The organism is Flavobacterium acetivorans, from assembly GCF_020911885.1.
Lineage (GTDB): Bacteria > Bacteroidota > Bacteroidia > Flavobacteriales > Flavobacteriaceae > Flavobacterium > Flavobacterium acetivorans.
On sequence record NZ_CP087132.1, the window covers coordinates 2,530,438 to 2,555,211 of the forward strand.

A 24,774-nucleotide genomic window follows, 5' to 3' on the forward strand; every position below is an offset into this window, starting at 1 on the left:
TAGCATTTTGATTTGTTCTTTAGGTACAACAGTTTAGAAGTTTATGTTAAAAACCGATAGAAATTTATTCAATTGTCATTGATTTCAGCTTGGTTCTATAGGCCTCCAGCGCAACCGATTTAGAGATAAATCCGTAGTATTTATCATCTTTAATCACAGGAAGGAAAGCCACTTTAGAAGTTTCAAATTTATTCATTACGGTTTCCATGCTGTTAAAAGGATAAATGACTTCGGCCGGATCAATCATAATTTCTTTCACCAAAGTATATTTTACCCTATAAGTATTGAATATAATTTCGCGTATGCTATTGAAATGAACAATACCCAATAAATGTTTTTCTTTGTCTACAACTGCAAATACAACTTGATTGGAATGTGAAATCAAATCGACCAGTTTTTCTAGATTTTCGTCAGGAGAAACAGTCAGATAATCGGTTTGAATAATCGAATTAGTATCTAATGTCGAAAGGACGTTAGTATCTTTATTACTGGTAAAAGCATGGCCTTTTTTTGCTAAATCTTTTACATCCATCGAATGTTTTTCAAACCGTTTTGAAATAGCAAAACTGATGGAGGCGACAATCATAAGGGGAATCATCAGGCTGTAGCCGCCCGTTATTTCGGCAATTAGGAAAATCGCGGTTAATGGTGCATGAAATAATCCGCTCAAAATTCCGGCCATTCCCACCATGGTAAAATTGCTGACCGGTAAATGAGTGAGTCCTGTAAGATTTATTGCTTTGGAAAATACAAAACCCACGTAAGAACCTACAAATAACGAAGGCGCAAAGTTACCTCCATTTCCTCCTGATCCTAATGTAATGGCTGTTGCAAAAACTTTGACCATCATCGTCAAACCAACAAAGATAATAAGCAACCAGGTTTTGTCTTTGTAATCACTAAAAAGAGTGTTGTCTAATATTTTGCCTGGATTGTTTTCGGATAGGATTTTGATGCTTTCATAACCTTCGCCAAAGAGTGTAGGGAAAATAAAAATAAGGATCGCTAAAATAGAAGCGCCAAACATTGCTTTTTTGTAAGGACTTAGCTTAAGTCGGGCAAAAAAGTGTTCCGTTCTTTGGAAATTTCGGGTGTAGTAAACAGAAATAAAACCAGTTACTATTCCTAAAAGTACATAAAAAGGGATTTTATGGTAATCAAAAAGCTGTTGTTGTTTGAAATTCAATAAAATGGTTTCGTCTAATGTAATTACAGAGACCAAGGCGCCGGTTGCAGCGGCAATCATTATGGGGGTAAATGCCGAAATGCTCACATCGACTAACAAAACTTCGATAGCAAACAAAACACCGGCAATGGGCGCATTAAAGGCTGCGGCTATACCAGCTGCGACACCACAACCTATAAGAAGGGTTCTGTCTTTGTAACTTAATTTGTAATTTTGAGCATAATTAGAACCAAAAGCTGCACCTGTAATCACAATTGGGCTTTCTAAACCGGCTGAACCCCCCAATCCTACCGTAAGGGAACTGGTAACGATTTGCGCATACATTTGTTTTTTTGGAATGATGCTTGCTTTTTTGGCAACTCCATATAAAATTTGTGAAGTTCCTTTTTCGATGGAACCACGAAGTACTTTTTTTACCACAAATACGGTCAATAACAAACCGGCAATGGGTAAAACACTATTGATAAAACTAAGTTTTAAAATGCCATTGATGTAGGTAGCAAATAAGAAAACCCAGTGGGCAAATGACTTTAAGACAATTACTGCAAAGGCAACACTTATACCAACTAATACACTGGATAAGAAAATAAATTGTTTTTCACTCAGGATAGATTGCCACCAAGCAATTATACTTTCTAATTTAGAAATATATTTTTTAAACATTTATCTTTTTTTGAAAGGGCTAAATTACTATTATTTTGCGCAACCTCATGTATTTTTTAATGCTTCTTTTCTGCTTAAAGGCTTAAAGGCAGTAACAGCAACAAACTCCTTAACGGCTTCAGAATCCGTTTTTGCGTATTCCCGTAATGCCCAACCAATTGCTTTTTGAATAAAAAACTCAGAAGACGATTGCTGTTTGAGGCAAATAGATTTTAATAACTCAAAATTGGTTTTCTTCTTGTATCCCAATTGAAAAAGAATGACGCTTCTGTTCAACCACATATTGTCAGCATTAGAAAAAAGTTTCACTACGGTATCAGTTTCATCAGGAAATTCCAATAAATATTCTCCCAGTATGTATTTTGAGATGGTATCCACACTGTCCCACCAAGAATTTTCAGTTATCAGTTTTTTTATTAAATGAATGTCATCCTTTAAATAGTTTTGCTTGAGTTCTTTTATCAAAATCTCTATGGCGCAATAGTGAAATTCCCTTTGTTTTTTTGCAAATAATTGCAAAGCGACCGTTCTGGAATTCTCGGTAACTTCTGCTTTATTTTGTTTCCAAATTTCCTTGAAAAGCCGTCTTCTTTCGGTTGTTTTTATTCCAAAAAAAGCAAAATGATTCCTCATATATTTAGCCATAGGAGCTGCATTTTCAGGATGGCTGTTTTCCATAAAAGCTGACTCTAAAGAAAAAATAAAACTCATAAATATAATTGTAGATTAGAAACCAACCGATTTGTTATCGCCTCTTTTGTCTGCGCCACCTTCCAGTTTTCCATTGGGTAAAACTAAAATGGCATCTACTTGTCCTATAATTTGATTGTTTTTCTCATTGATATGGTATCCTTTTTTATTTAGATTTTCTAATAAATCTTTAGCAAAGGAAGAAGGTTCAAATGTAATTTCGTCAGGTAGCCATTGGTGATGGAAACGAGGTGCATCTACGGCTTCCTGCATGCTCATGTTAAACTCATAAACATTCAATATCGTTTGTAATACTGAGGTGATAATGGTCGAACCGCCTGGAGTTCCTAAGACCATGAAGAGTTTTCCGTTTTTCTCTACTATGGTTGGTGTCATCGAACTCAACATTCTTTTTTCGGGAGCAATGCTGTTGGCTTGGGTTCCTGTAAGACCGTATAAATTGGGAACCCCTGGTTTAGCGCTAAAATCATCCATTTGATTGTTCAGGAAAAAGCCTAATTCATCACAATAGATTTTAGAACCATAATTGTCATTCAGGGTTGTTGTTACCGAAACGGCATTTCCTGCGGCATCCACAATGGAGTAATGTGTGGTTTGCTTGCTTTCGTAGCCTTTGATTTCGCCGTTGGCAATGTCAGATGATTTACTTGCTTTGTCAAATGAAAAATTGCTCATTCTCTTTTTTAGATAGCCGGTATCGACCAATTCTTTTAAAGGCAGTTTTACAAAATCAGGGTCACCCAAGAAATAGTTCCTGTCGGCATAAGCTCTGCGTTCTGCTTCGGTAATGAGCTGTATCGCTTTTTGGCTGTTATGTCCCATTTCAGAAAGATTGTAAGGTTCAATCATTTTCATAATTTGATTCAGACAAATACCGCCACTACTAGGGGGAGACATTGAAGTGATTTTTAAATCTTTGTATTGAAAAGTGATTGGTGTTCTCCATTTTGCCTGGTATTTATTTAAATCTTCCAATGTCATATTACCGCCCTTTTTAGAAAGAAAAGCAATTAGTTTTTGAGCCGTTTCTCCTTTGTAAAATTCATCGCGACCGTTTTGTGCTATTCGTTTTAGAGTGTTTGCCAGCGCCGGATATTTAATGGTATCACCTACTTTGTATGCTGCAGAAAACAAGCTGTTAGTGCCATTAGCTTTGATGAAGGCAGTTTTGTACTCGGCTAAGCTTTGTGCTTGTAGTTGCGTAACGATTACGCCTCTTTGGGCTAATGCGATTACAGGTGCCAAGATTTCGCTTATGGGTAGAGAACCAAATTTTTTATGTACTTCAAATATTCCGGCTATGGTACCGGGAACTCCTGATGCCAGTGCTGTGGCGGTACTTTTGCCTTCAATCACGTTTCCGTCTTTGTCGAGAAACATGTCTTTGGATGCGGCAAGTGGTGCTTTTTCCCTGTAATCAATCGCACCGGTTTCTCCATTTGCTTTTCTGTAAACCATAAATCCGCCGCCGCCAATATTTCCGGCTTGCGGATAGGAAACGGCCAATGCCAGTTCAGTAGCGACCATAGCATCAAAAGCATTTCCGCCTTTTTTCATGATTTCAACTCCTATGGCAGAGGCTTCTTCGCGTGCCGAAACAACCATGGCCTTATCAGTTACCACGCCCGTTGGCACTGTTGTTTTTTCATTCGATTTACAGCCTAAAACAGCTAAGAAAAGAAGTAAGATTATTTTTTTCATGGTAGTAATGTTTACAGATGTTATCACATTATATTTTATAATTAACTTTGTTTTTAAATGGTTAAACCACCTAGAGACATAGAATTTTGGTTTGTGAGGTGAAAAACTAGTGTTTGAAAAAAAATATATCTTTTTCAGAATAAAATTAACCTAAATATTTCTAGGTAGTAAAATTTTTTAAATTTCATCCAATTTTTCTGTTGCAAAAGTTCTCAAATCTTCAAAAAATACAGTGAATTCCTGTTCAAATTCTGAATAAAATTGTGTCAGTTCTTCAGTCGAAAAACGCATTTTAGATTCGTTAGCGGTGCGTTGGTCCATTTTGGTCAATATGTATTTAATTCCTTCGATGGTTTGATAACTGACCAACCAATTTTCCTGAATCATGTAGGGCAACATTTTCTGCACTTTTTCCGGGAGTATTACAAGATTATCATTCATAGAAAGGTAAAAACGCTCCACATATTCTTCTAAATTCTCATTTGAATAATTTGTCCAGTTTTTTGCTAAAAAATGGTCGTAAAAAACATCAACAATCACGCCGGCATAATGATGGTATCGGGCGTGTAGTTTTTTGGTGCTTTTTCTAAAAACAGGATGCGCATCAGTAAAAGTATCTATGGCTCGATGCAGGATAATTCCTTTTTGGACATCCAAAGGAAAATTTTCAAAATGTTTTCCCCGAACGCTATCAGCTATAAAATTACCAATTTTGATTGAATCGTTATCTCCGGAAAGATAGATATGTGCCAGAAAGTTCATTTCTTTTTATTTAACCCACAAAGAAGAAAAGCCTTTTGTAGAATGTAAATATAGAAAAAAGCTTTTTAACATACTTTACGAAATTACGTCTAAAATTTTGCTGTTTTACTTCTTTGCAACCAAGCTACTTTAGCTATATTTGTGACTCAAAATTCAAAAAATTAAATACAAAAGATGACTTTAATAAAATCGATATCAGGAATTCGAGGAACAATAGGAGGGAAAGTAGGTGATAACCTTACGCCGGTTGACGCTGTTAAATTTGCTTCGGCTTATGGAACTTGGCTTAAAAATAGCTTAGACCCTTCCATTATCAGAGAGGATAAATTAAAGGTAGTTGTAGGTCGTGACGCCCGTATTTCGGGACCAATGATTCATAATTTGGTAATTAACACGCTGATAGGTTTAGGAATTGATGTGATTGATTTGGGACTTTCTACAACGCCAACTGTAGAAGTTGCTGTTCCGCTTGAAAAAGCTGACGGAGGAATTATTCTTACCGCTTCGCACAATCCAAAACAATGGAATGCCTTAAAGTTATTGAACGGAAGAGGAGAATTCCTTAACGGTATTGAAGGCGAAAAAATCCTTAAAATTGCCGAAGCCGAAGCTTTCGATTTCTCGGATGTGGACAGTTTGGGCGAAATCACGGAGAATGATGCCTATATGGACATTCATATTGATGAAGTGTTGAACTTGCCTTTGGTAGATGTTGAAGCTGTAAAAGCGGCTAAATTTAAAGTGGTAGTGGATGGTGTCAATTCATCAGGTGGAATTATCATTCCAAAATTGTTGCAATTAATGGGTGTTGAAGTGGTAAAATTATACTGTGAGCCTAACGGGCATTTTCCACACAATCCAGAACCTTTAAAAGAACATCTTACCGATATTTCTGAATTGGTGGTTAAAGAAGGCGCTCATTTAGGTGTAGTAGTTGATCCTGATGTAGATCGTTTGGCTTTCATTTGTGAAGACGGTGAAATGTTTGGCGAAGAATATACTTTGGTAGCTTGTGCGGATTATGTATTGAGTAAAACGCCTGGTAATGCTGTTTCTAATATGTCATCTTCTCGCGCTTTGCGTGATGTGACAAAAGCGCATAACGGGAATTACGAAGCCAGCGCTGTAGGCGAGGTGAATGTGGTGGAATTGATGAAAAAAAATAATGCCATCATAGGTGGAGAAGGAAACGGTGGAATCATTTATCCAGAGTCGCACTATGGTCGTGATAGCTTGGTGGGTGTGGCTTTGTTCTTGACTCATTTGGCTAACAAGAAAATGAGCGTTTCGGCTTTGCGTGCTTCTTATCCTGAATATTACATGAGCAAAAACAAAATCGAGTTGACGCCTCAAATTGATGTGGATGCAATTTTGGTTGCCATGACCGAAAAATACAAAAACGAAGATATCACCACCATTGACGGGGTGAAAATTGATTTTGCCAATGATTGGGTACATTTAAGAAAATCAAACACGGAGCCGATTATCCGTATTTATACCGAAGCGCCTTCGCAAGCACAAGCAGATGCTTTGGCACTAAGAATTATTGATGAAATAAAAGCGATAGCGGGAATCTAAAAAAAAAAACGGCTATTCTTAAATTTAAAAACCCCTTTCGAAAGCAATTTTGAAAGGGGTTTGTTTTTTGAAACTCGGTTGAATTTTAGATTTCAAAAGTTTCAGACCAAGTTGCTCCACTAATGTCAATCAACGTCAAATGGTATTCGCCTTTTGGTAAAACCGAAAGTTTTTCATCTTTGATAGATAGTATTGCTTTAGCGCCCAAAGGAATGATCAAGCTATGTTTTCCATTTTTTACTTTGGTAACATAAAAGTTATTTATTTGCTCTTTTGGGAATTTTGAAAGTGCGTTTCCATCTAACTCTATAATCGTATTTCCATTGGCATCAGTGACTTGAATCCCAATTAAAAAAGAACCGTACACATCGGCACCTTCTGTTCGGAATACCTGAAAAGAGAGCGTTTGATTTTTAATTTTGGTATCCTGAATTTCAATTTTGGGCTTAACGGATTTATTGTGCAAGGTTCCCCAAACACCTCCGTGAAAATATTGATTGGTAAATAAAGTGATAAATAAAATCAATACTGAACCCGAAAAAACAATCTTATGAATAAGATTTAATCGAATGGGAAGGACACCGGAGCCTAACCATCTAAAAAAGCGTGTGTTCGTTATTTTGGATTGTTTTTTTAGTAAAAGATAGTCCAGCGAGTATTTTCCGCTACCGGATAAGAAAAGTGTAAATCCGGAGGCGATACCAAGGATTCCGATTTGCCATTCGTCTAAACAGGTGGTTCCAAGCCAGCCGGAACCCAATAAAATTCCCATGGCTAGACCAAATACACCAATGCTCATCAGTCGGGTAAATAAGCCTAACATAAGAAATAATCCAACAATGGCTTCAACAATTGTAAATATAGCCATGGCCCACCATAAGGATTCCGGATGGGTTACGAGATATTCAATCATTGGTTTTATTCCCAGTGCATTGGGTAAAAAATGGTTGAATTTTTCTCCAATATATCCCGAAGCTTCAGGATCTAATTTGTTTTCTAAAATCAATCTACGCCAGAAGGCAGAAAAATAAGTCCATCCCACAACAAGGCGTAAGGACAAAGTAAATAGTCCCGCCATAGTGTAGGACTGCAGTAATTTATGATCTTGCATTTTATTAAAATTTTATAGTAAAAGAATAGTTGTGATTTAAACAAATTGAGTTTTGTTAAATCATAATTTTCAATCTTTTATATAAAATATAGAAGGGAAGGGCTGTTTTTAGATTTTCTCCAGTATTGATATAAGGGATATCATTCTGAATTTCAAAAGAAAATAATTTGAAATGTGTACTTGCTAGAATAGGAGTACATTCGTTTTTTACATCCTTTAATTGTTTCTCAATAGTTGATTTATGGAGAGGATTTTCCCAAACATTACATACGTTTGATTGCAGTATTGTGGTCTTGTTTCTATTGAGTGTTTGGGTGTTTTCGATTCCTAATTGGGTTTCAAAATAATTTCGAACAGAACAAGGAGCAATCAATAAAAATAAAGCGAATAGCAAAATGGCTATTGTTTTAAAGTTGCTTATTTTTAGTAGTTTGTTCATTTATTTTAAATCTCAATTGAAGATTATTTTTAATAGAACCCCAAATATTTAAGGGTTTTAATATTTTGGGGAAATTACGCCTTAATTTTTAGATAATCAAAATTTAGAGCTGTTTGTCTGATTTTTAGAAATACAATCTGCGGCTAATAGATATGACAATAGAGTTTTAAATTTTTAGAAATTAGTGATTTATTCTTTTAGCGAATCGAATTGAAGGTCAAATTTAGTTTAAGAATGTAAGAGGAATTTTAAATTTAGCTAAGTAATAAAATCGTCAGATTTTTAAATTCATAAAAAATGAATACATTTGTTACCAAATTTACAATTACAATGACTAACACAACAATTACCACCGAATTAGAACACTATTTTCAACAGTTTCGAAAGAATATTATAGGAATAAATCAAGATTTTGTTTCACCTTACGGACCACAACAAATAATCTATACCGATTGGACAGCCAGTGGTCGTCTTTATCGTCCAATTGAGGAAAAATTAATGAACGAGTTTGGTCCTTTTGTGGCTAATACCCATACCGAAACGACCATTTCAGGAACGGCCATGACAAAAGCCTACCATAAAGCACGTCATATTATAAAGCACCATGTTAATGCTAATAGTGATGATATTCTTATTACTGACGGAACCGGTATGACTGGAGTTGTCAATAAGTTTCAGCGTATTTTAGGTTTAAAAGTACCCGAAAACTTGAAAGATTTTATCACCATTCCTGCTGAAAAAAGACCGGTTGTTTTTATCTCCCACATGGAGCATCATTCAAACCAAACTTCTTGGTTGGAAACTATTGCCGATGTGGAGGTTATTCCAGCTACCGAAGACGGATTATTCAGCCTTGAAAATTTAGAAATACTATTAGAAAAATATAAAGAAAGAAGTTTTAAAATTGCTTCAATCACTTCTTGCTCTAATGTTACCGGCATCAGAACGCCTTATCATCAAGTGGCAAAAATAATGCACCAACACAATGGACTTTGTTTTGTTGATTTTGCCTGTTCAGGTCCTTATGTTGAAATAGACATGCATCCTAAAGATCCGGAAAGTTATTTGGACGCTATTTTCTTTTCTCCGCATAAGTTTCTTGGCGGACCAGGGACTTGCGGTATTTTAGTTTTTAATAAAAAATTATACCAAAACTTGGTTCCGGATTGTCCTGGTGGAGGAACGGTTAGCTGGACGAATCCTTGGGGAGAACACAAATACATTGACAATATTGAAGACAGGGAAGATGGCGGAACGCCTGGTTTCCTGCAAGTAATCAAGACTGCACTTGCTATTCAGTTAAAAGAACAAATGGGGATTGAAAACATCCTGAAAAGAGAACATGAAATCGTGGATTATATTTTCTCGGAATTAGGATCCGTTTCTAATATAAAGATTCTTGCTGGTCAGCATCAAGATCGTTTAGGTGTAATTTCTTTTTATGTAGATGATTTGCATTTCAATTTGGGTGTAAAATTACTAAATGACAAATTTGGGATTCAAACGCGTGGGGGCTGTAGCTGCGCCGGAACTTACGGACACTTTTTATTGCACGTAGATAAAACCACATCAAATGAACTTACCAAAGAAATCACTTTAGGGGAATTATTGAGAAAACCGGGTTGGATCAGAATGTCGATTCATCCAACAACGACCACTGCCGAAATAGAAATGGTTTGCAATAGCATTAAAGCATTGGCAGAAAACCATAAAACTTGGGCTTTGGATTATACTTATAATAAAGATACCAACGAATTCATCCATAAAGAAGCAAAACCATTGGAAGATGAATTAGTTAAAAGTTGGTTTGCATAAACCAATATATATTATGATTAAAAAGCCCTTAAATAGTATTTTCAAGGGCTTTTTTATTGGTTTAAGAACTGCAAGAAAGCATTGAGCTGCCAATTTTATCTCTGGCCCAATCGGGTCTTTTGGCAAACCATTTTTGATGTTGGGGTTGTTCCTGATAGGGGTTTTTCAATAATTGGTGTAATTCTTCAATTAGGGAATAATCGGCTTTTTGGGCCGCTTCGATAGCCAAGTGCGCCATATAATTTCGCAAAACATATTTTGGATTTACGGAATTCATTGCTGCTTTTCGATCCTCGTCAGTTGCGGATTCCTGTTGCAATCGATTTAAATATTGGGTAAACCAGTACAACCAAGAATCTTTGAGTTGCTCTGTGATTTCTTGCGTTTTGTAGAAAGATTCTAAAATGTACGAAAATGCATTTTCAACAGATTCGTCTTTCTTGATTTGACTTAATTTTCTAAAGAAAATGGTCATATCCGTTTCTGTCAGTTGCAGATTTTCGGTTAGGATGTGAATCAGTTGATTGTCATTTTCGGCTTTTGTAAATAGCCCTAATTTACTTCGCATCATGTTTTCATAATCGACTTCATACAGCGTTTTATAACTGTCTAATATAGATTCTAGTGGAGCAGCTTCATCAATCAATGGATATAAAGCATTGGCTAATTGATATAGATTCCATAGCGCTATGTTGGGCTGGTTGCCAAAACGATAACGGCGGTTTTGTCGGTCAGTTGTATTAGGTGTCCAATTTGGATTGTAATCTTCTAACCAGCCGTAAGGGCCATAATCAATGGTCAATCCTAAAATAGACATGTTATCAGTGTTCATCACTCCGTGTACAAAGCCTACACGTTGCCAGTGAACAATCATTTCACGGGTTTTATTGGCAACAGCCTGAAAAAACTGAATGTAACTTTCTTTGGCGGTTCCTTTAATTTCCGGGAAGTAATATTTAATACTAAAATCAGTGAGTAATTTTAACGTTTTCAAATCGTTTTGAGACGAAAAAAGTTCGAAATTCCCAAAACGAATAAACGAAGGAGCTACTCTGCAAACCACGGCTCCTTTTTCGTAATCAGGATGTCCGTCGTACATAACATCACGCAATACTTGATCGCCGGTAAGAATTAAGGATAGGGATCGGGTAGTGGGAACGCCCAAATGAAACATGGCTTCACTGCAAAGATGTTCTCGGATGGAAGAACGCAAAACGGCCAATCCATCTGCTGTGCGGGAATAAGGTGTTAGACCGGCTCCTTTCAATTGCAAGGTGTAAACTTGTCCTTTGCTTTCAACTTCGGTCAAAATAATGGCTCTGCCATCGCCTAATTGTCCGGCCCAATTTCCAAATTGATGTCCTGCGTAGCTCATCGAATACGGACGCGTATTTGGTATTATTTCTTTTCCTGAAAATACATTTGTAAATTCCGCAGATTTTGCTTCTTCTTTGGTAATGCCAAGGATTTCCAAAACTTCATCTGAATAGTGAATTAATTTTGGATTTGAAGGTATTCTAGGAATTACATAGGAGAAACATGCGTTTTGAACCTGACGAGCTGTATTGGATTCATTAGTATCAGGAGGTAATTCGGTACTAAATCTATTGTTAATTTTTAAGTTCATTTTTCTTGGAATATGAGTATCAAAATTAGTAAAATTTATGCGAACCAATAGTTAATTAAAGCTTAATCCCATGTTTTGCTAAAAAGAAAACCCGATAATTTTAATACCGGGTTTATGATTACAATCGATTTTAAGTGTTTAGTCTTTTCGTCTGTGTTTCCATCTTTTATGGGTCCAGAAATAATATTCGGGGGCTTCTTCAATCTGTTTTTCTACTTCTCTAATAAAAGTATGTGTAATTCCGAAATCAGGAATAGATTTAGCGTCATCAGTAATAGGTACTAAAGTGGCTTCATAATAGCCTCTTTTTACTTTTTTTACTTTAACAAAAATAACATTGAGATCGTATTTTTTGGATAACATTTCAGGTCCGGTGTGAACAGGTACTTCGATTCCCATGAAATTATCCCAATGAAATATTCTATTCCTAGCAGGAGACTGATCGCTGGCTAAGGCATATAGCGATAAAATTCCTTTTTTATGATTCTCAGCAATAAAAGGAATTGTTTTATTGGTGACTACGAGTTCTGTATTGTATTTTGACCGAATCTTTATGACTAGTTTGTCAAAATATTTATTGTTGATTTTTTTATAAACTGCTACTCCGCCAAAAGATATTTTTTGGTTTAGCGTAATTAACCATTCCCAACTGGCGTAATGAGAAGCCAAAAGCATGATGCTTTTTCCTTTTTTTTCATAGTCGGTGATTACTTCAATGTTTTTGATAACAAATCGCTTGTTCATTTCTTTGGAGGAAATAGTCAGGGTCTTCGCCATTTCCAGAAACATATCGCATAAATGGTGGTAAGATTTCTTTTCAATTGTAAGGCGCTCTTGATCACTCAGATGAGGCATGGTCATGGCTAGATTTGCTCTAACGGTTTTTTTGCGATAGCCAATTATGTAGTACACTAAAACGTAAATTGCATCAGAAAACAGATATAGAATGCGAAATGGAAGAATGGAAACTAACCAAAGTAATGGGTAAACTATAATGAAAACAAGAAATTGCATGGATTAATTTTTCTTGCAAATATAATTGAAATTTCATTATAAAACTTCAAGACTTGCTAGACGAGTCTTGAAGAATGATTACTTTTACCCTAAACAATAAATATATTTTATGAATACTTTTTTGATTGCAATAATCATTGCAAACGTACTGATTAGCTTTAAAGGTTTTAATGATCTTTCTTTTTTTAGAAAATATGAATTCCACATGGGAAGCGTTCGCTCAGGGGAGCAAATACGTATTTTATCTTCGGGATTTCTTCATGCGGATATAGGTCATTTGGCTTTTAATATGATTACGCTTTATTTTTTTGCTCCGGTTGTTATTCAATTGTTGGGAAGTTTTTCCTTTGTGATTATTTATTTTGGAAGCTTGATTTTTGGAAGTTTATTAACAATTGTATTTCATAAAAATGATTATAATTATCGTGCCATAGGCGCTTCGGGCGCTGTTACGGGTATTTTATATTCGGCCATATTGTTGCAACCCAATATGATGTTGGGACTGTTTTTTATAGTTCCTATTCCTGCTTATCTCTTCGGGATTCTTTATTTGCTTTACTCTATTTATGGAATGAAAACAAAAAATGATAATATAGGACATACGGCGCATTTTGGAGGTGCTGCAGGAGGCTATCTGATTACTTTGGTGACTTACCCGCAATTACTGATAGAGCATACATTTATGGTGGTTTTATTGACTATTCCAATCCTTATTCTTTTTGTGATGGCTAGAATGGGGGAAATTTAATGGCACAACTTTTGAAAGAATAGTAAAACAAAATAACTTAATTTAAAATAGATCAAAATGAAAAAAGTATTATTAATTCTATCCGTGCTATTTATAAGTCTGTCTTATGCACAAGAGGTGAAACAAATTCCGCAAATAAGCGTAGCTGGTGAAGGAAAGATAAAAGTTGTTCCAGATCAAGCGACGATAACCGTGACAGTTGAAACGAAAGGCAATAATGCAAAAGATGTAAAAAAGCAAAATGATCAACAAATGGAAGCAGTCCTTAAAATGATTAAAAAGATGGATCTGAATCCGGCGGATTATAAAACCCAACGTGTTTCATTGAATCCTCAATATGATTATGAGAAAAAGAAAACCAATTACAATGCTACACAGACGATTGAAATTTTATTGAGAGATTTGTCTAAGTATGATGAATTAATGGATGGAGTAGTGAGCCAGGGAATTAATAGAATTGATAATGTGGTTTTTCAATCTTCTAAATTGGCAGAATATCAATCTGAGGCCAGAAAATTAGCCATGAAAGAAGCAAAGCTTAAAGCAACCGATTATGTGTCTGTTTTAGGGCAAAAAATAGGTCGTGCAATGACAATATCCGATAATTCTCAAAGTTACTATCCACAGCCTGTTTATGCGAGAATGAAATCTATGGAGATGAGCGATGCTAGTGCGCCAAGAGAAACTCTAGCTGTTGGAGAAATTACAATAACGGCAAATGTAAGTGTGAGTTTTATACTTGAATAAATCAAAGGTCAAAAGTATTATAAAAATCAAAATCCCCTCTTATTTTAAAAAAGTGAGAGGGGATTTTTAGTTATAAAAAAAAACGCTTCAATTTCTTGAAGCGTTTCTGGTGGGGAGAGCAGGATTCGAACCATACTGTTAATTCTTTTATCCGTAGTGGTTTGTTAAAACCTAAAAAAAACAAGGATCTCGATTTTGCATCTGTACTGCAAACATCTTCAAATCTTATGGTATATAAGTAGTTTTTTTCTTTTTAAAGTCCACGCCTATTGTGAAATTTTTGTTTGTATATCCAGTGTTAAATTAATCTAAATTATTTATCTAGAAAACTATATACATTAGTTTTTAATTACTTTTGCGGTATGAATATTTGTCGAAAAAAATTAGTCATTAACATCGTGCTCTTTCTGGGCATGTTACTGTGTTATAATATTTGTTTTCAACAAAGTAATACTTCTTTATTGGTGGAGCTAAGCTCTGAAAATAGCTTATCTTCTAATTTTGTGGACTTTGATTACGACATAAACGAAGAATACCAAATTAGTTATGGAATGAAATTTTTCTTACTGCTGCAAAAGGATAACCAATGCAACCATTTTCATTACATTAGTAAAACATCCCAACCTTTTTACTCCATTTGGCAACCGCCAAAGCTTAGTTAATATCCTATAATTTCTTTTTTAGTGTGTGAAAATTCTTCATTCACTCAAATGCCATTACGGTTTTATACAGTAATGCTGAAAAATTATGTTTATTAACTTAAAATACATCAATATGGATTTTGACGACTTTTTGAAAAAAAAAGGCAAGCGTCGTAAAAAACATGCTATGCATAACTATTATCAAAATGATAGTTATAGATACAAGACCTATTCTAGTGGTCATGGAAGTTTTAACGCAATTGCGTTTATCAATAGTTTAAGAAACAATAAGAAACTCAAGATAGTTCTTCTTGTTGTTTTGATTCTAGTAATAGCTCTCGTGATTGGGATAATCGCCATTTTCTTTTCTCTAATTTCATCAATGACTGATACTATTTCTCAAAATGGGCTTTCAGGAGTGTTTGATAAGCTAATTAATTTTCTAAACAAGCTATGGAATGGAACAGAATAGATCGTATTAATTTACGAAAGCGGGAAGAGTGTTATATGTTTTTATTAGTAGGCAGTTTTTTTAATTAATTACGTAATTTAAAAATAAATGATAATAGATAGTTTTATATGGATTTGCTTTTTAGGGTTTGTCCTAACAATGTTAGCATTAGATTTAGGTGTTTTTCATCGAAAATCTCATGAAGTAAAAATTAAAGAAGCGCTTATTTGGAGCGCTGTATGGATATCCCTCGCCTTAATTTTCAATTATGGTGTTTATGTTTTCATGGGCAAAGAAAAAGCAATTGAGTTTTTAACGGCTTATGTTATTGAAAAATCATTGAGTATTGATAATTTGTTTGTCTTCATCATGCTCTTTACCTATTTTAATGTAGATAGAAAGTACCAACACAAAATATTATTTTGGGGGATTTTAGGTGCTTTAGTAATGCGTGCCATTTTTATTTTTGCTGGTGTAGCACTTATTAGTAAGTTTCATTGGATTATATATGTTTTTGGCGCAATACTTATTTATACGGGTTTTAAAATGCTTTTTCATAAAGACGAAGAGATTCAAGCGGATAAAAATCCATTGGTACGGTTATTTAAGAAATTCCTTCCTATTACAGAAGAAACACACGGAAGTAAATTCTTTGTAAAATTGAAAGGTCAAAGATTTGCAACACCACTATTTGTTGTTCTTCTTATTGTGGAATTTACCGATTTGATTTTTGCCGTAGATTCAATACCTGCAGTTCTTGCTATTACAAATGATACGTTTATCATTTTCACCTCTAATGTTTTTGCAATACTGGGTTTAAGAGCATTGTATTTTGCTTTAGACGGACTTGCAAAGTACTTCCACTATTTAAAATATGGCTTATCGGCAATATTAGTTTTTGTAGGAGTAAAAATGACATTTGTCGATTTCTATAAAATTCCAATTGTTTATTCGTTAATGGTAATATCTGGGATATTACTTGTTTCTGTTGTGCTTTCTGTTACTTTTCCAAAAAATAAAGAATTAATAAATAATTAAAATTGAATATTATGAATTGTCCAAGTTGTAAAGTTCCACTTGTTATGTCTGATAGACAAGGAATTGAGATTGATTATTGTCCACAATGTCGTGGGATATGGCTAGATCGAGGTGAGCTAGATAAAATAATTGAAAGGTCAGGAAATGAGCCACAAAGCAACGCTCAGTACCATAGACAAACTTTTGAGAATCAGCCACAGCAAGGTTACTATAAGGAACACAAGAAAAAGCATTGGTTGAACGAATTGTTTGATTAATGCATTTTTAATATCTTTTTTTAATACCGCATTATTTTGTTGAATAATGCGGTTTATTTGTTTTCATTTTATCCTAACCAGGACATTCGGGATAAGGAGATATGAAACACCATAGACCGGCTATTCACATTAAGCATGTAAAGCGAATAACCGAAGTAATGAAATTCACTACTACTAGAACTGATGAATAAAAAATATCGATTACCTTATTTAATATATCAGGCTCCAAATCAGCGTCTTTGAGTTTTTCCTCCAATTCAAGAATTTTTCCTTGCTCGGGAATTCGTTTGAAATTTTCTTTTCCAGAAAAAGTACTTTCTCTAAGTTACTCTAAATAGGTGTGTTATTCATCTGGATATGGGACAGTAGTTTCTAACGCTCTGATGAGTTCTGCTTTTTGTGTTCGTTCCTATCGCAACTGCTTTCTCTTTGAAAGCTTTAACAAAAGTTTTGCACACTTGTTTCATAGGTTAAAATTAAGATTTTATTCTTAACTTTCGTATAATGGATAAGCTAGGATGTCCACAATACTTTTTTACATTATTTAAAATTGTTACGAATTACACGATCTATTGAATTGATGATGGAAATTGATTTATCTATAAATGAAATGGTGTATAAAGTAGGGGATGAATGTTGATCAGCTTTTATGCAACTTATATTTTGTGAACCCTTCGATTTTAAAAGGATTTCAATAAAAAATTATGGAAGCAATAAATATTAAGAGAGTTTACGATTGCAAGAAAAATGATGGAACGTATCGTATTTTGATAGATCGATTATGGCCTCGTGGAATAAAGAAAATGGACTTACAATTTGACGAATGGAATAAAGAAATCGCTCCTTCACCTGAATTAAGAAAATGGTTTGATCATAAAGAAGAACATTTCGAAGAATTTTCTAAGTTATATATTCAGGAATTAAATATTAAAAAAGTAGAAGTACAGCGATTGAGAAGTATAGCACAAAAAAAAACTTTGACTTTATTATACGGTGCAAAGAGTCCTAAAATCAATCACGCAATAGTTTTGAAGAATTACTTATTAAAAGTAAAATAAGTGGTTTCAAAAAACGATTTATAGAATAATCTATTGTAAAACAATCAATTATGATGAATAATAAAAATAAAATCTCTCTTTTCGTTATAGAAAACAACAATAATGATACTATTGAAACTTATGTGAATGAATATGCCAGTTTAATGTTTTTATTAAAAGATAAGCTTTTTTTGGATGATTTTGGCGCATGTGGTGGAGTAGGAAGGTGTGCTACATGTATTGTTGATATAAAGGGCATTAAAGGTGATTCAAATAGAAGAATTTAATAATCAAATTAATTACAAAAATGTAGCTTAACTTATTGTGCAGTTTTTGTTTGCATATCCAAAATTCTATTTATTGGTGTAGATGAAAAAGGGGAAAAGGGAGGTATGGTTTCCAAGATTGCTGAAAACATCCCGAACCGATTTGTTTCGATTCAACATTATGGTCTTTTAAAAGCTGATAAGGAAATTACAGAAGGGCCAGAAGTAGAAAAATGGGCAAACGGATTTGAAAACTACACTTTCCAAGAAAACAATGGCCCTGATAGCTATCGAGGCACAATTATTATTGTTGACTTAGATACCACAGAAGATTTTGTAGGTTATATGAACGAAACCTACCCAAAAGCACTCGACAAGCTGAAAGAAATTTGTGAAAAATAGTAATTTCAAGAATATCTCAGAAATATAAAGAAATAACAAGCCCGCTAATTTAAAAAATAAAAATATGGCACTTATTAATCCTTATTTAAACTACAACGGAAATGCAGAAGAAGCATTCAATTTTTACAAATCTGTATTTGGCGGAGAGTTTGCAAAAGTTATGCGTTTCAAAGATTTGGTAAATGAAGAGTTTCCAATCGCAGAAAATGAAGGCAATAAAATAATGCATATTGCTTTACCTATTGGTAAAAATGTTTTAATGGCTAATGACGTTCCTGAAAGTATGGGAAGAGTGAATGAAAATGAAAACAGAAGTAAAATTTCAGTTAGTGCAGAAAGCAAAGAAGAAGCCGACAGATTATTTAGCGGACTTTCAGCAGGTGGACAAATTGAAATGCCAATAATGGATAGCCCTTGGGGTTCTTACTTTGGAATGTTTAGAGATAAATTCGGAATTGAATGGATGGTGGATTTTGACCCTAATTATAAAGGAGAAATTTAACCATGAAACCCGCTGTAGTGTAAATTCCAATAGCGTTTACCACCTCATTTAAATTTGAAATGACTACTGAATTTTATTAGGTGCTGTTGGTAAAAATAAATGATAATTTGTTGATTTTTCACAAACTGATTTGTATTTGAGATGGATTTTTTTAATGTTTTTTATTGGTCAATTTGACCGGTTTTTTCACCAAGACCGTAAAACAGCAAAATATAAATATGTCTCGCACTAGTTCCAGGCGCTCTGGCATAAATTTTTTGAATTTCTTCTTCTGTCAAAAACTCTTTGTCAATTTCGTAAACTTTTCCTTCATAGCGGCTGAAAGGGTTTTTATCAAGCCAGTCATTATTCAAGCAGATTTTAATTATTTTTCTAAAGTTCCAAATGTATTTTTCTTTTGTATTGTTGCTACAATTCCTGACACTTCGAAGATAAAATTCCAATTCATTTATCATGGCATGGTCAATCTTATCAATCTTGATATCTGAGATTTTATATTTCCAAATTAAGAAATTCTGAATATGGTTTAAGGTGACCTCAAAGCGCTGTAGTGTGCCGGCAGCATACTTTTTTCCTGTCAATTTTTTCATTTTGTTGTTGTGGTCCTGAAATATTGGAAAGAGCATCCTGTCAACTCTATTCTTTTCGAGTAGAATAGTCTGGAAATTTTCGATGGATATTTCTTCTTCCTGATGCATTAAGTTCATTTCTGTGCTCCATACTTTCGATCTCATCATATCGAGATAGCTATTAATGGAACGGACTTCATCTGACTGGTCTTTCACTTTCGTCAGTTCCTGTGACCATTTTGTTTTATTAATAAATTTTTTGGAACTAAATTCGAAGCGTTTTTTCGTTAACTGTTAGACGAACGTATATCGGTAATTTCCCGTCAACATTCATTTTTGTGGATCAATCCCAAAACCTGGGGGGAAATGTCAAAATAAATTGAGAGATTTGCAATCTTAAGAATGAGAGATGCCCCCAATAGACCTTTTAAAATTCATGTTACCTGACTTTTTAGTAGATCACTTTGAAGTGGTTTCTTCTACTAACACAGAAGAAATAGTACACCTATATTTTGAAGAGAATGCCAAGCCTCCAAAAGAATTTGATACACTGGAACTAGTATCAAAGGGCTTTCAGGATGAGATAACCATTCAGGATTTCCCTCTCAGAGGTAAATATGTATATCTACATATAAAAAGACGTCGCTGGACAAATAAGACAACAGGCGAAATTCTTAAAAGAGATTGGAATTTAGTTGCTAAAGGAACCCGCATGACTCAAGAGTTTGCGGCTTTTTTAAAAGAAATTAATAGATAAGAGTGCTACTGATTGTCACACCATTGGTGGTTTCTTCGGAGTCAACGGAAAGAAACTCCAACGACAATATAAAAAACACCTGAGTTCCTTTAATGCTTGGGCTCCACGAGAACATGCACATCAATGGATTGTTTACCCTGAAAATATGGGCACCCATTTATCAATTGACGAAGTAGCTTTGTCTCAGGGTGAACTTTACACTATTGTAACCAACAAGAAGTTCAAAGGTAAAAAAGGTTCCTTAGTTGCCATTGTTGCTGAAACAAAGGCAGATAAAGTCATAGAACATATCAGAAAGATTGATTACAAGAAGAGAAGCTGTGTCAAAGAAATAACACTTGACATGGCTAATTCTATGAAATTGATCTCTAAAAGATGTTTCCCTAAAGCCACACAGGTAACAGATAGATTTCATGTCCAAAAACTGGCACTGGAAGCCTTACAAGAGATTAGGATTAAACATCGATGGGAGGCTATGGATTTTGAGAATCAATTGATATTGCAAACCAAAAGAGAGAATCAAACCTATATTCCGGAGCTCTTAGCTAACGGTGACTCTGTAAAACAGCTATTAGCCAGGAGTCGATATGCACTTTATAAATCTCGCGAAAAATGGACTGAGAATCAAAATGAAAGAGCTCAATTATTATTTGGACTATATCCAGATATAAAAACAGCCTATTATCTAAGCCAACAACTTCGAGGTATCTACAATAGCAACAATGACAAGCACATTGCGATGACTAAACTAGCACATTGGTATAGGAATGTAGAGGAATCTGGTTTTAAAAACTTCAATATTCTACTCAATACTATAACTTTCAATTACCGGTCAATCTTAAACTACTTTGATAATAGAAGGACCAATGCTTCTGCTGAATCTTTCAATGCAAAAATAAAAGCCTTTAGAAGTCAGTTTAGAGGAGTAAGGAAAATAGATTTCTTCTTGTTCAGATTATCTAATCTTTTTGCCTAATCCCCCAACTTTTGCGCATGATCCGATTTTGACCTTAAGTTTTAAGATTTAATGAATAATTTGGAGGTAGCTAAAATCAAAAAAACCAGCAGATCATAAGATTTACTGGTTTTAAGAGAATAATGTTTTTTATTCTGTGGGGAGAGCAGGATTCGAACCAATAAGCTGGAACCCATGCCTATACTGCATTTTCAGCTATTTATAAACTAATGTGCCACGATTTTGCCACAAAACTCAATACGACAATTTTAAGCCATTTTTTAAGTAAATTATTGATTTAACTTGTTTAAAATTAATGTTGTAATTCATGTTTTGAAAATCAAAATTAAGCAATTTTATAGTAACCCAAAAAGGTTATTTAATATTTTTTATCAATAGCGTCCTAAAAAGTTTTCTTGAATCAATTATAATAAAAAATCAATAGCTAATAACGGAATGGAATTCTTATTAAGGGGATAATAAGGTTCTGTCGCATCTGACAGTAACTTTTTATCTTTGGGCATATAACACATTCGATCCATGAATATCAAAGGTCACTGCTATCCAAAATCTATTATTCTTCAAGTCGTATATTTCAAACTTAGTTTTATCTTAAGCTATAGAGATGTTGAGTAAATAATGAAAATGAGGAGAGTTCAGGTTGACCATGCGACAATTCAGCGTTGGGTGTACAAGTTTAGTCCTTTTATCGTGGCGCAAATAAAAAAACGAAAACTAAGAGTCGGGAAAAGTTGGAGAATGGATGAAACCTATATAAAGGTTAAGGGTAAATGGTGTTATTTGTACAGAGCAGTTGATAAATCAGGTAATACAGTTGATTTCCTATTAACCAAGAGAAGGCAAAGGATGAGTGCCCAATCTTTTTTAATTAAGGCAATTGATAATAATTGTAAACCAAGAATAATAAATATTGACAAGAGTGGATCAAACATAGGCGCTATCAGAGTTTATAATCAGCGTTCGTTTTCTAAAATAATGATCAGGAAATGCAAATACTTGAACAACATTGTCGAACAAGATCATCGTTTTATCAAGTGGAGAATTCTAAATGGATTAGGATTTAAAAATTTTGAATCAGCTAAATCCATAAACAACACTATTTTAAGTTACAACTTATAACTAATCGAGAACAAGAATACACGTGGTAACACAAAGGTGGTACGCTCGCTAATCAAATAATCTGAAAAAGAATAATCGTTTTTGACTTTGTTATCGAATAGGTTATTGACCGACAGTTCGAAACCAAAAGGACTATTTTTCTTTTGATACCGCAACGAAGTATTGGCAATATCATAAAAGTTACTTTGATTGTTATTGTTCGTATTTTTCAAATTCTCATATTCTAATTTATACGTCCAAAACTTTAAAAAAGTCACATCAGCATCAGCCGTTAAAGCATCCGTTTGAAAATTCGATTTTGTCAAACCAGAAAACTGACTGAATCCTTTGGTGTAACCAATACTAAAACCTGGCCATTTTTTATGTGCTGTTTTTAACAAGACTCCAATTTTTTGATTGTTCCTGCCATTCGAAGTTGTGGTATTATTCAATGTTTGAAAATAATTAAACCAACCCATACTCGAATTGATTCGCAAACTAAAACGGTATATTTTCTTGGTTACAGAACCACTCACATTATAATTCGTCTCTGGATTATCACTTAGAATAGGTGTATTGAACTGATTAATACCATCTAATTGGATTTCGTTCCGAATCGTTTTAACTTTTTTAGTAAAACTAGCCATGGCATTCCAGGTAATTCCGCGGTACATATTCATTTTTGAATAACGCAAGTTTGCCGAATGGTACCGCTCGTTTTGCAGCAACGCATTTCCTCTGTAAACCAAATTATAATTTTGCAAGGTAAATTGACCCGCCAGCTGGCTTACTTGCGGAAAACCATTTTCTAATTTATAGGTGAAATTTAATGTTTCTGATTTATTAAATTCATAATCGCTGTTCCATTGCGGCTGGAAAAGTGTTTTAGACAGTGCTTGCTCACCCGATTTTTGCTCCGTAATTAAATGATACCAGTGCAGATACAATCCGGGTTTATTAGTCCATTTTCCTATTCTGAATTTGTATTCCAATCCAATGTACGCATCGTTCAATTGGTATTTGACATTATTTCCAAAACCCGCAGAAGCAAAATCATTGACTGTTCCATTGGTCAGTATTTGTTTCTCCGAAGTTTCAAAACGGGAAGCGCCATAATTATTTCCCATATTCGTATACAAATGATTGAAGTTATCCAGAATCCAATAATGCTTGAACAACGCATCCACGCTATTGTTTTTTACTTTCTTTATTTGTCCAATGGTGTAGGAATAATCATCCTGCAACGGAATCAATCCTGCCAAAAAAGGCTGGTCCGTAAACCACTGTGTTTGTGGCGTGTTCTTTTCATAGGCCTGATTGACCACAAATGTGGTCGTGTGATTCAAATTATAATTTTTGTGCCACTCTATATATTGCTTTATCGCTGTATTATCTGCTTTGTTAATGGTTTCGAAAATACTGGAATTAAGATTGGTAATCGAATTAATTGTACTTGAAATATCATTGGTACTAGACTGATATTGTCCGTTATAATACCATTTTTCTTTAGTGCTGGGCGAATAATCCAGTTTTACATTCCCTATTCCCAACACCGAGCGGTTGTCGCCATTTTGTATTTTATTCTCGAAGGCAATGGAACTGTTTTGTAGGTATTCATTTGTGTTTTCCGTTTGCGAAGCGGTCAGTACTTTCGAAAAAATAGAAAAACCGGAAACAGAAAGTTTTGAAGAAGCGTCATGACTAAAATTGAAAGCGCCAAATTGCGATTTGTTCTGGACTAAATCCGTATTGTCATTGGCAAACGAATACAAATTAGTCAGCGATTTCCTGCCCGAAAGAAAAGTACTCATTCCACCGCCAAAACGCATTAAATCGTCAAATGTGAAGGTTCTTTTTCCAATGTTGTTCAGATCACCAATAAAACTCACGTTAGATTTTGGACTGTAATAAAACAAAGCCGCATGAGCCAGATAAAAACCATTGTCTTCGTTCCCTGCTTCGGCACCCGCTTCTACATCACCAAAAACAAACTTTTTCTTGTCTGCTTTTAGTTTTACATTCATCGCCAAATCATCACTGTCCGAAACCTGTTTCATAAAACCCACTTCGTTGAAGTTGTCAATGACTTCAATTTTGTCCAGCGCATCGGCGGGAATGTTTTCCACGGCAAGTTTAGACCCACCACCAAAGAATGATTTTCCTTCCACCAACATTTTGGTTACTTTTTTTCCTTGCACAGTTACTCCTCCGTTTTTATCGACCTCGACTCCGGGGAGTTTTTCGAGGATTTCTTTCATTTTGCGTTCGTTGCCGTTGGCAAAACTTTTTACATCAAATATCAGGGTGTCTTTCTTGACAACAATAGGCTTGAACTCGTGTTTGATGACAATTTCTTTGAGTTGTTCTCCTGTGGGTTTAAGTTTGAAATCATAGGTTACAAGGGCCGAGTTAGGCTCCAACAAAAGCATTTCCTCCACAAAACCAATGTAAGAAACCGTGATTTCATATTTCATTTCTTTATCGAGTTCTAAACGATAACGTCCTTTATTATCAGCAATAGCAAATTTAAGATTTGCTTTTTCCTGCAAAGGTTTGGCAATGACATTAGCTGATTCCAGCGGTTTATTGATATCGTCAGAAACCACACCAGTTATTGTGTGGGTTTGGGAGAAAGAAAGTGTTGAGAAAAATAATAATACTAAATATCTAAACATTAA

The 24,774-nt window shown here is 34.6% G+C and carries 24 protein-coding genes; 14 read left to right on the forward strand and 10 right to left on the reverse strand.

What is annotated here, in order from left to right; translation table 11 throughout:
- Positions 1 to 64: 64 nt before the first annotated feature.
- From LNP19_RS11050 to LNP19_RS11065, 4 genes are all read right to left on the reverse strand, one after another.
- Positions 65 to 1,849, reverse strand: coding sequence for a chloride channel protein (locus LNP19_RS11050; RefSeq protein ID WP_072945607.1), 1,785 nt, complete (start codon positions 1,847 to 1,849; stop codon positions 65 to 67).
- Positions 1,850 to 1,894: 45 nt separating this feature from the next.
- A complete protein-coding gene (locus LNP19_RS11055) occupies positions 1,895 to 2,560 on the reverse strand; it encodes a DNA alkylation repair protein (RefSeq protein WP_230061977.1) in 666 nt (221 codons plus the stop codon).
- Positions 2,561 to 2,575: 15 nt separating this feature from the next.
- Positions 2,576 to 4,261, reverse strand: coding sequence for a gamma-glutamyltransferase (gene ggt, locus LNP19_RS11060; RefSeq protein WP_230061978.1), 1,686 nt, complete (start codon positions 4,259 to 4,261; stop codon positions 2,576 to 2,578).
- 177 nt (positions 4,262 to 4,438) lie between these two features.
- A complete protein-coding gene (locus LNP19_RS11065; protein WP_230061979.1) occupies positions 4,439 to 5,023 on the reverse strand; it encodes an acyl carrier protein phosphodiesterase in 585 nt (194 codons plus the stop codon).
- Between the two features lie 174 nt (positions 5,024 to 5,197).
- Here LNP19_RS11065 and glmM point away from each other — a divergent pair, with 174 nt between their 5' ends.
- Positions 5,198 to 6,601: a phosphoglucosamine mutase gene (gene glmM, locus LNP19_RS11070; protein WP_230061980.1), complete on the forward strand. Its 1,404-nt coding sequence runs from the start codon at positions 5,198 to 5,200 to the stop codon at positions 6,599 to 6,601.
- Positions 6,602 to 6,686: 85 nt separating this feature from the next.
- Here glmM and LNP19_RS11075 read toward each other — a convergent pair whose 3' ends face one another.
- Positions 6,687 to 7,712 (reverse strand): TQO small subunit DoxD, encoded by a 1,026-nt coding sequence (locus tag LNP19_RS11075; RefSeq protein WP_230061981.1) that lies wholly within the window; start codon positions 7,710 to 7,712, stop codon positions 6,687 to 6,689.
- A 55-nt stretch (positions 7,713 to 7,767) separates the two neighbouring features.
- Positions 7,768 to 8,151 carry a hypothetical protein gene (locus tag LNP19_RS11080; RefSeq protein WP_230061982.1) on the reverse strand — a complete coding sequence of 128 codons (384 nt, stop codon included), beginning with the start codon at positions 8,149 to 8,151 and terminating at the stop codon, positions 7,768 to 7,770.
- A 297-nt stretch (positions 8,152 to 8,448) separates the two neighbouring features.
- Between LNP19_RS11080 and LNP19_RS11085 the strand changes: the two genes are divergently transcribed.
- Positions 8,449 to 9,966 (forward strand): aminotransferase class V-fold PLP-dependent enzyme, encoded by a 1,518-nt coding sequence (locus LNP19_RS11085; protein WP_230061983.1) that lies wholly within the window; start codon positions 8,449 to 8,451, stop codon positions 9,964 to 9,966.
- A 61-nt stretch (positions 9,967 to 10,027) separates the two neighbouring features.
- Here LNP19_RS11085 and LNP19_RS11090 read toward each other — a convergent pair whose 3' ends face one another.
- Positions 10,028 to 11,593, reverse strand: a complete 1,566-nt coding sequence (locus tag LNP19_RS11090) for a protein adenylyltransferase SelO (protein WP_230061984.1) — start codon at positions 11,591 to 11,593, stop codon at positions 10,028 to 10,030.
- A gap of 138 nt (positions 11,594 to 11,731) precedes the next feature.
- Complete coding sequence (locus tag LNP19_RS11095; RefSeq protein ID WP_230061985.1) at positions 11,732 to 12,607, reverse strand: lysophospholipid acyltransferase family protein; 876 nt, start codon at positions 12,605 to 12,607, stop codon at positions 11,732 to 11,734.
- A 109-nt stretch (positions 12,608 to 12,716) separates the two neighbouring features.
- Here LNP19_RS11095 and LNP19_RS11100 point away from each other — a divergent pair, with 109 nt between their 5' ends.
- The 9 genes from LNP19_RS11100 (at position 12,717) to LNP19_RS11140 (ending at position 18,696) form a co-directional block, all read left to right on the forward strand.
- Positions 12,717 to 13,355 (forward strand): rhomboid family intramembrane serine protease, encoded by a 639-nt coding sequence (locus LNP19_RS11100; protein WP_230061986.1) that lies wholly within the window; start codon positions 12,717 to 12,719, stop codon positions 13,353 to 13,355.
- 57 nt (positions 13,356 to 13,412) lie between these two features.
- The gene (locus tag LNP19_RS11105) at positions 13,413 to 14,102 is read left to right on the forward strand and encodes an SIMPL domain-containing protein (protein ID WP_230061987.1); all 690 of its coding nucleotides are present in this window, start codon (positions 13,413 to 13,415) and stop codon (positions 14,100 to 14,102) included.
- Positions 14,103 to 14,849: 747 nt separating this feature from the next.
- Positions 14,850 to 15,215: a hypothetical protein gene (locus LNP19_RS11110; protein WP_230061988.1), complete on the forward strand. Its 366-nt coding sequence runs from the start codon at positions 14,850 to 14,852 to the stop codon at positions 15,213 to 15,215.
- Between the two features lie 87 nt (positions 15,216 to 15,302).
- Positions 15,303 to 16,232, forward strand: a complete 930-nt coding sequence (locus LNP19_RS11115) for a TerC family protein (RefSeq protein WP_230061989.1) — start codon at positions 15,303 to 15,305, stop codon at positions 16,230 to 16,232.
- Positions 16,233 to 16,276: 44 nt separating this feature from the next.
- Positions 16,277 to 16,489: a TFIIB-type zinc ribbon-containing protein gene (locus tag LNP19_RS11120; RefSeq protein WP_230064233.1), complete on the forward strand. Its 213-nt coding sequence runs from the start codon at positions 16,277 to 16,279 to the stop codon at positions 16,487 to 16,489.
- 704 nt (positions 16,490 to 17,193) lie between these two features.
- On the forward strand, positions 17,194 to 17,547 hold the full coding sequence (locus LNP19_RS11125; protein ID WP_230061990.1) for a DUF488 domain-containing protein: 354 nt from the start codon (positions 17,194 to 17,196) through the stop codon (positions 17,545 to 17,547).
- A 50-nt stretch (positions 17,548 to 17,597) separates the two neighbouring features.
- The gene (locus tag LNP19_RS11130; protein WP_230061991.1) at positions 17,598 to 17,813 is read left to right on the forward strand and encodes a hypothetical protein; all 216 of its coding nucleotides are present in this window, start codon (positions 17,598 to 17,600) and stop codon (positions 17,811 to 17,813) included.
- A gap of 105 nt (positions 17,814 to 17,918) precedes the next feature.
- Positions 17,919 to 18,194 (forward strand): hypothetical protein, encoded by a 276-nt coding sequence (locus LNP19_RS11135; RefSeq protein ID WP_230061992.1) that lies wholly within the window; start codon positions 17,919 to 17,921, stop codon positions 18,192 to 18,194.
- A 64-nt stretch (positions 18,195 to 18,258) separates the two neighbouring features.
- Positions 18,259 to 18,696 (forward strand): VOC family protein, encoded by a 438-nt coding sequence (locus LNP19_RS11140; protein WP_230061993.1) that lies wholly within the window; start codon positions 18,259 to 18,261, stop codon positions 18,694 to 18,696.
- Between the two features lie 161 nt (positions 18,697 to 18,857).
- On the opposite strand, the gene LNP19_RS11145 is transcribed toward LNP19_RS11140, so the two are convergent.
- Positions 18,858 to 19,517, reverse strand: coding sequence for a phage integrase SAM-like domain-containing protein (locus LNP19_RS11145; RefSeq protein WP_487320220.1), 660 nt, complete (start codon positions 19,515 to 19,517; stop codon positions 18,858 to 18,860).
- Positions 19,518 to 19,701: 184 nt separating this feature from the next.
- On the opposite strand from LNP19_RS11145, the gene LNP19_RS11150 reads away from it, so the two are divergent.
- From LNP19_RS11150 to LNP19_RS11160, 3 genes are all read left to right on the forward strand, one after another.
- Positions 19,702 to 20,022, forward strand: a complete 321-nt coding sequence (locus LNP19_RS11150) for an ISAon1 family transposase N-terminal region protein (protein ID WP_230061469.1) — start codon at positions 19,702 to 19,704, stop codon at positions 20,020 to 20,022.
- Between the two features lie 22 nt (positions 20,023 to 20,044).
- Complete coding sequence (locus tag LNP19_RS11155; protein WP_428979055.1) at positions 20,045 to 20,998, forward strand: ISAon1 family transposase; 954 nt, start codon at positions 20,045 to 20,047, stop codon at positions 20,996 to 20,998.
- A 618-nt stretch (positions 20,999 to 21,616) separates the two neighbouring features.
- Positions 21,617 to 22,117, forward strand: a complete 501-nt coding sequence (locus LNP19_RS11160; protein WP_230061996.1) for an IS6 family transposase — start codon at positions 21,617 to 21,619, stop codon at positions 22,115 to 22,117.
- Here the strand turns inward: LNP19_RS11160 and LNP19_RS11165 are convergent.
- Positions 22,105 to 24,771: a carboxypeptidase regulatory-like domain-containing protein gene (locus tag LNP19_RS11165; protein WP_230061997.1), complete on the reverse strand. Its 2,667-nt coding sequence runs from the start codon at positions 24,769 to 24,771 to the stop codon at positions 22,105 to 22,107. The genes LNP19_RS11160 and LNP19_RS11165 overlap by 13 nt on opposite strands.
- Positions 24,772 to 24,774 lie beyond the last annotated feature (3 nt).